At 47.5% G+C, this 824-nt stretch carries 1 protein-coding gene and 1 pseudogene; both read right to left on the bottom strand.

All coding sequences use genetic code 11. The features are described from left to right. Positions 1-91 (bottom strand): annotated as a pseudogene (locus KIV40_RS29450) (ABC transporter permease); the annotation flags it as partial. Then, the coding region (locus KIV40_RS29445) for an ABC transporter permease subunit (protein WP_285352790.1) at positions 91-824 on the bottom strand (734 nt) is incomplete at its 5' end. The pseudogene KIV40_RS29450 and the gene KIV40_RS29445, both read right to left, overlap by 1 nt.

Genomic DNA, 824 nt, shown 5'->3' with positions numbered 1-824 from the left:
AATAGATAAAGGTAGCTAAGATCGGAATCAGCATGATGCCAACAATCGAGAAAACCACCAATTTATGAAAGCGAGTATTAACGTTTTGCATTAGCTTTTCTTCCCTGCATAACTCTTACTGATAAGCCATTGGTTGATCACGGTAATGAATGCCAGAATCGCCATTAGGATCACTGAAATCGCCGCCGCCAGATTAGGCTCAAGGAACAGATCGCCCGAAACCAAGCTCGCGATTCGAATGGTTATCACGTTGTAGTTACCAGAAGTGAGCGCATAAACACTGGCGTACGCGCCGATCGCATTAGCGATAAGAATAATAAAGGTGCCGAAGAGCGCTGGAGACAACACTGGAAGGCCGACCTTGAGCCAGTACTGCCAAGTTTTCGCGCCAAGTAACGCCGAAGCCGCTTGCCAATCATCACTCAACGCATCAAAGGCAGGGTATAACAAGAGCACTGCCAATGGGATCTGGAAATAGATATAGATCGCCAATAAGCCCCATTTGCCATACAGATCAAAATCTCCCAATAGACCATATTGCTTTAGCAGCAGGGTAACGGCGCCATTAGTGCCTAGGATGATGATGAAAGCGAACGACAGAGGCACACCCGCAAAGTTGCTGCTCATGTTGGTAAAGGCAATCACACCATCGCGAATCTTGCAGTCAACGCGGCGTAGAGAAGAAACCAACAATGTCGCAATCGCCAAGCCGAAAACACTCGACCACAGCGACAACCAAAGGCTATTGCCAAACGCCTGCATCATAAAGGCGGAATCGAACACCTCAATGTAGTTTTCAAGCGACAACTCACCGTCGTAAAAGA

It is taken from the genome of Vibrio sp. D173a (assembly GCF_030248475.1).
The sequence above is the reverse complement of the archived record's forward strand: the minus strand, read 5'-3'. Positions and strand labels throughout refer to the sequence as shown.